The sequence below is a fragment of the Frigoribacterium endophyticum genome, assembly GCF_011759585.1.
In the GTDB taxonomy this organism is placed as follows: Bacteria; Actinomycetota; Actinomycetes; order Actinomycetales; family Microbacteriaceae; genus Frigoribacterium; species Frigoribacterium endophyticum.
Genome location: NZ_JAAOYV010000006.1, coordinates 1 through 5872, shown reverse-complemented (window position 1 = coordinate 5872; position 5872 = coordinate 1). Strand labels below are relative to the sequence as shown.

The 5872-nt window shown below is 55.0% G+C and carries 3 rRNA genes; all 3 read left to right on the top strand.

From position 1 onward, the window contains the following. Nucleotides 1-356 precede the first annotated feature (356 nt). The 3 genes from FHR77_RS15530 to rrf all read left to right on the top strand — a co-directional run bounded on the left by FHR77_RS15530 (nt 357) and on the right by rrf (nt 5813). Nucleotides 357-1878: ribosomal RNA gene (locus FHR77_RS15530) — 16S ribosomal RNA — on the top strand. Between the two features lie 477 nt (nt 1879-2355). Continuing rightward, nucleotides 2356-5479: ribosomal RNA gene (locus FHR77_RS15525) — 23S ribosomal RNA — on the top strand. A gap of 217 nt (nt 5480-5696) precedes the next feature. After that, nucleotides 5697-5813 (top strand): 5S ribosomal RNA (gene rrf / locus FHR77_RS15520). The 16S, 23S and 5S rRNA genes sit together here, the layout of an rRNA operon. Nucleotides 5814-5872: the final 59 nt, after the last annotated feature.

The following is a 5872-nucleotide window of genomic DNA, read 5'->3' as shown; positions in this document are numbered from 1 at the left end:
AACACTGATCCACATGGTGTAGCGTCATGGCTCGTTGCGAAAGCGACACCGGCTCCTTACAGGGGTCGAAGAGCGGTGGTCTTACATGGTGAAGATCGGTGCTAAGGTTTCACAGCTGCCTCGGACGAGGGCCTTTATATAGGTCGGGTTCCGGGTGCGTTTGGTCCTTGAGAACTCAACAGCGTGCACATTGTCAAATGCCAAATTATACCCTGGCATCGTGATGAACTTCGGTTCTGAGTGGTGTTTAGGTTTCTTTGAGATTGATGGACAACAACAATCGTCAGATTGTTTTGTTCTTTGGTCAGCATCAAATTCAGCAGATCCGGCCTTTTTCCGGTTGGTCTGTTTTTTCTTTTACGGAGAGTTTGATCCTGGCTCAGGACGAACGCTGGCGGCGTGCTTAACACATGCAAGTCGAACGATGAACTCCAGCTTGCTGGGGGGATTAGTGGCGAACGGGTGAGTAACACGTGAGTAACCTGCCCTTGACTCTGGGATAAGCGCTGGAAACGGCGTCTAATACCGGATACGAGCTTCAGCCGCATGGCTAGGAGTTGGAAAGAATTTCGGTCAAGGATGGACTCGCGGCCTATCAGCTAGTTGGTGAGGTAATGGCTCACCAAGGCGACGACGGGTAGCCGGCCTGAGAGGGTGACCGGCCACACTGGGACTGAGACACGGCCCAGACTCCTACGGGAGGCAGCAGTGGGGAATATTGCACAATGGGCGAAAGCCTGATGCAGCAACGCCGCGTGAGGGATGACGGCCTTCGGGTTGTAAACCTCTTTTAGTAGGGAAGAAGCGAAAGTGACGGTACCTGCAGAAAAAGCACCGGCTAACTACGTGCCAGCAGCCGCGGTAATACGTAGGGTGCAAGCGTTGTCCGGAATTATTGGGCGTAAAGAGCTCGTAGGCGGTTTGTCGCGTCTGCTGTGAAATCTGGGGGCTCAACCCCCAGCCTGCAGTGGGTACGGGCAGACTAGAGTGCGGTAGGGGAGATTGGAATTCCTGGTGTAGCGGTGGAATGCGCAGATATCAGGAGGAACACCGATGGCGAAGGCAGATCTCTGGGCCGTAACTGACGCTGAGGAGCGAAAGCGTGGGGAGCGAACAGGATTAGATACCCTGGTAGTCCACGCCGTAAACGTTGGGAACTAGATGTGGGGACCATTCCACGGTCTCCGTGTCGCAGCTAACGCATTAAGTTCCCCGCCTGGGGAGTACGGCCGCAAGGCTAAAACTCAAAGGAATTGACGGGGGCCCGCACAAGCGGCGGAGCATGCGGATTAATTCGATGCAACGCGAAGAACCTTACCAAGGCTTGACATATACCGGAAACGGCCAGAGATGGTCGCCCCGCAAGGTCGGTATACAGGTGGTGCATGGTTGTCGTCAGCTCGTGTCGTGAGATGTTGGGTTAAGTCCCGCAACGAGCGCAACCCTCGTTCTATGTTGCCAGCACGTTATGGTGGGAACTCATAGGAGACTGCCGGGGTCAACTCGGAGGAAGGTGGGGATGACGTCAAATCATCATGCCCCTTATGTCTTGGGCTTCACGCATGCTACAATGGCCGGTACAAAGGGCTGCGATACCGTAAGGTGGAGCGAATCCCAAAAAGCCGGTCTCAGTTCGGATTGGGGTCTGCAACTCGACCCCATGAAGTCGGAGTCGCTAGTAATCGCAGATCAGCAACGCTGCGGTGAATACGTTCCCGGGCCTTGTACACACCGCCCGTCAAGTCATGAAAGTCGGTAACACCCGAAGCCAGTGGCCTAACCCCTTGTGGGATGGAGCTGTCGAAGGTGGGATCGGTGATTAGGACTAAGTCGTAACAAGGTAGCCGTACCGGAAGGTGCGGCTGGATCACCTCCTTTCTAAGGAGCATGTACCAGCCCTGCTGTTTACACAGGGATCATCTGGTCAAGTCAGTACTAGAGCGAATGTCTCTGGCTGGCGCTCATGGGTGGAACATTGACGATGGTCGTTTTGTGACGGCGCAGTGCTTAGTACGATCTCTTCGGAGGTGTGGAACGGTGTGGCGCACAAGCGGAACGGTATGCACGCTGTTGGGTCCTGAGGGACCAAGCTTCCACGCTCTTCGGGGTGTGGGGTTTTACCTCTGGGCCAGGAAAGTCCTGCATGTATCGCAGGGTGATTCTGGTGCCGCCCGTATTTTGAGAACTACACAGTGGACGCGAGCATCTTAGTCGCAAATCAAGAGCCGGCCCTTTAGGGGGTTGGTGACCGGGTTTGTGATACTAAGTGCAATTTCTTAGACCAACTCAGCCTTCGGGTTGGGTTGGCGAATGAGATAACACTGAGCTGCCAGCTTTGGCTGGTGGCAACTTTGTGGTCAAGTTTCTAAGAGCAAACGGTGGATGCCTTGGCATCTGGAGCCGAAGAAGGACGTAGAAATCTGCGATAAGCCTCGGGGAGCTGATAATCGAGCCCTGATCCGAGGATTTCCGAATGGGGAAACCCCGCCAGGCGTTTTGACCTGGTGACTCCCGCCTGAATATATAGGGCGGGTAGAGGGAACGTGGGGAAGTGAAACATCTCAGTACCCACAGGAAGAGAAAACAACAGTGATTCCGTGAGTAGTGGCGAGCGAAATCGGAAGAGGCTAAACCGGTCATGTGTGATAGACGGCGGTCGTTGCATGGTCGGGGTTGTGGGACCCGTTGTCCTGTTCTGCCGGACAGGAACAGTTACAGCGCAGTATAGGCGAACAGCTTTGAATGGCTGGTCATAGAGGGTGCGAACCCCGTAGCCGAAATGCTGGCGCTGGCTGAATGGGGATCCCAAGTAGCTCGGGGCCCGAGAAATCCCGTGTGAATCTGTCAGGACCACCTGATAAGCCTAAATACTCCCAGATGACCGATAGCGGACAAGTACCGTGAGGGAAAGGTGAAAAGTACCCCGGGAGGGGAGTGAAATAGTACCTGAAACCGTTTGCTTACAAACCGTTGGAGCCTCCTTGTAGGGGTGACAGCGTGCCTTTTGAAGAATGAGCCTGCGAGTTAGCGATATGTGGCGAGGTTAACCCGTGTGGGGTAGCCGTAGCGAAAGCGAGTCTTAAGAGGGCGATCCAGTCGCATGTCCTAGACCCGAAGCGAAGTGATCTATCCATGGCCAGGTTGAAGCGACGGTAAGACGTCGTGGAGGACCGAACCCACTTCAGTTGAAAATGGAGGGGATGAGCTGTGGATAGGGGTGAAAGGCCAATCAAACTTCGTGATAGCTGGTTCTCTCCGAAATGCATTTAGGTGCAGCGTTGCGTGTTTCTTGCCGGAGGTAGAGCTACTGGATGGCCGATGGGGCCCAAAAGCTTACTGACGTCAGCCAAACTCCGAATGCCGGTAAGTGAGAGCGCAGCAGTGAGACGGTGGGGGATAAGCTTCATCGTCGAGAGGGAAACAACCCAGACTACCAACTAAGGTCCCTAAGCGTGTGCTAAGTGGGAAAGGATGTGGAGTTGCATAGACAACCAGGAGGTTGGCTTAGAAGCAGCCACCCTTGAAAGAGTGCGTAATAGCTCACTGGTCAAGTGATTCCGCGCCGACAATGTAACGGGGCTCAAGCACACCACCGAAGTTGTAGATTTCGTATTATAGACAAGCCTTCGTGGTTCAGTCGTACGGAGTGGTAGGAGAGCGTCGTGTGGCCAGTGAAGCGGCGGTGTAAACCAGCCGTGGAGGCCACACGAGTGAGAATGCAGGCATGAGTAGCGAAAGACGGGTGAGAAACCCGTCCTCCGAAAGACCAAGGGTTCCAGGGCCAGGTTAATCCGCCCTGGGTAAGTCGGGACCTAAGGCGAGGCCGACAGGCGTAGTCGATGGACAACGGGTTGATATTCCCGTACCGGCGAAGAACCGCCCAAGCTAATCCAGTGGTGCTAAGAGTCCTAACCCGGCTGAGCGGATCCCTTCGGGGTGATGCCGGCCGGTCTAACGCTCGACCCCATGCTGGTGCGGTTAGCGTATTAACAGGTGTGACGCAGGAAGGTAGCTGAGCCAGGCGATGGTATCCGTAAGGTGAACCTGGTGTAAGGATGTAGGGCTGACGATAGGCAAATCCGTCGTCAATGTGCCTGAGACCCGATGCGTACCCCGATTGGGGGAAATCAGTGATCCTATGCTGCCGAGAAAAGCATCGACGCGAGGTTCAAGCCGCCCGTACCCCAAACCGACTCAGGTGGTCAGGTAGAGAATACCAAGGAGATCGAGAGAATCGTGGTTAAGGAACTCGGCAAAATGCCCCCGTAACTTCGGGAGAAGGGGGGCCGGAACCGTGATGGGATTTACTCCCGGAGCGGGAAAGGCCGCAGAGACCAGTGGGAAGCGACTGTTTACTAAAAACACAGGTCCGTGCCAAGTCGCAAGACGATGTATACGGACTGACGCCTGCCCGGTGCTGGAAGGTTAAGAGGAAGGGTTAGCGCAAGCGAAGCTCAGAATTTAAGCCCCAGTAAACGGCGGTGGTAACTATAACCATCCTAAGGTAGCGAAATTCCTTGTCGGGTAAGTTCCGACCTGCACGAATGGCGTAACGACTTCCCAGCTGTCTCAACCGCGAACTCGGCGAAATTGCACTACGAGTAAAGATGCTCGTTACGCGCAGCAGGACGGAAAGACCCCGTGACCTTTACTACAGCTTGGTATTGGTGTTCGGAGTGGCTTGTGTAGGATAGGTGGGAGACTGTGAAGCTTGGACGCTAGTTCAGGTGGAGTCATTGTTGAAATACCACTCTGGTCACTTTGGATATCTAACTACGAACCGTGATCCGGTTCTGGGACAGTGCCTGGTGGGTAGTTTAACTGGGGCGGTTGCCTCCTAAAGAGTAACGGAGGCGCCCAAAGGTTCCCTCAACCTGGTTGGCAATCAGGTGTCGAGTGTAAGTGCACAAGGGAGCTTGACTGTGAGACTGACAAGTCGAGCAGGGACGAAAGTCGGGACTAGTGATCCGGCAGTGGCTTGTGGAAGCGCTGTCGCTCAACGGATAAAAGGTACCTCGGGGATAACAGGCTGATCTTGCCCAAGAGTCCATATCGACGGCATGGTTTGGCACCTCGATGTCGGCTCGTCGCATCCTGGGGCTGGAGTAGGTCCCAAGGGTTGGGCTGTTCGCCCATTAAAGCGGTACGCGAGCTGGGTTTAGAACGTCGTGAGACAGTTCGGTCCCTATCCGCTGCGCGCGTAGGAAATTTGAGAAGATCTATCCCTAGTACGAGAGGACCGGGATGGACGAACCTCTGGTGTGTCAGTTGTCCTGCCAAGGGCACCGCTGATTAGCTACGTTCGGAACGGATAACCGCTGAAAGCATCTAAGCGGGAAGCCGGCTTCGAGATGAGATTTCCATACCCTTCGGGGTGAGAGGCTCCCAGCTAGACTACTGGGTTGATAGGCCGGATGTGGAAGTGGGGACTAACGACCCATGGAGCTGACCGGTACTAATAAGCCGATAACTTGACAACACTCTTCCCCTGTAGAGGGGAAGAAAGATTGCTTCGCGTCCACTATGTGGTTCCCGGAAGACGGTCGGTAACGACCCGTTCTTGACGGAAACACCCCGCCACCAGGCACCGTTCCCTGGTGCGGGACAACAGAACAGACAAGTCCCATCACTAGTGGTGGGCATGGTCTGGAACAGACTTCACCGCCACCCCTTGTGGGTGTGTGTGTGGTAAATGTTTCGGCGGCCATAGCGAGAGGGAAACGCCCGGTCCCATTCCGAACCCGGAAGCTAAGACTCTCAGCGCCGATGGTACTGCAAGGGGGACCTTGTGGGAGAGTAGGACACCGCCGGACTTCCTTTAGTGCACAGCATGACTGGCACACCGAAAGGCCCCTCCACAGGAGGGGCCTTT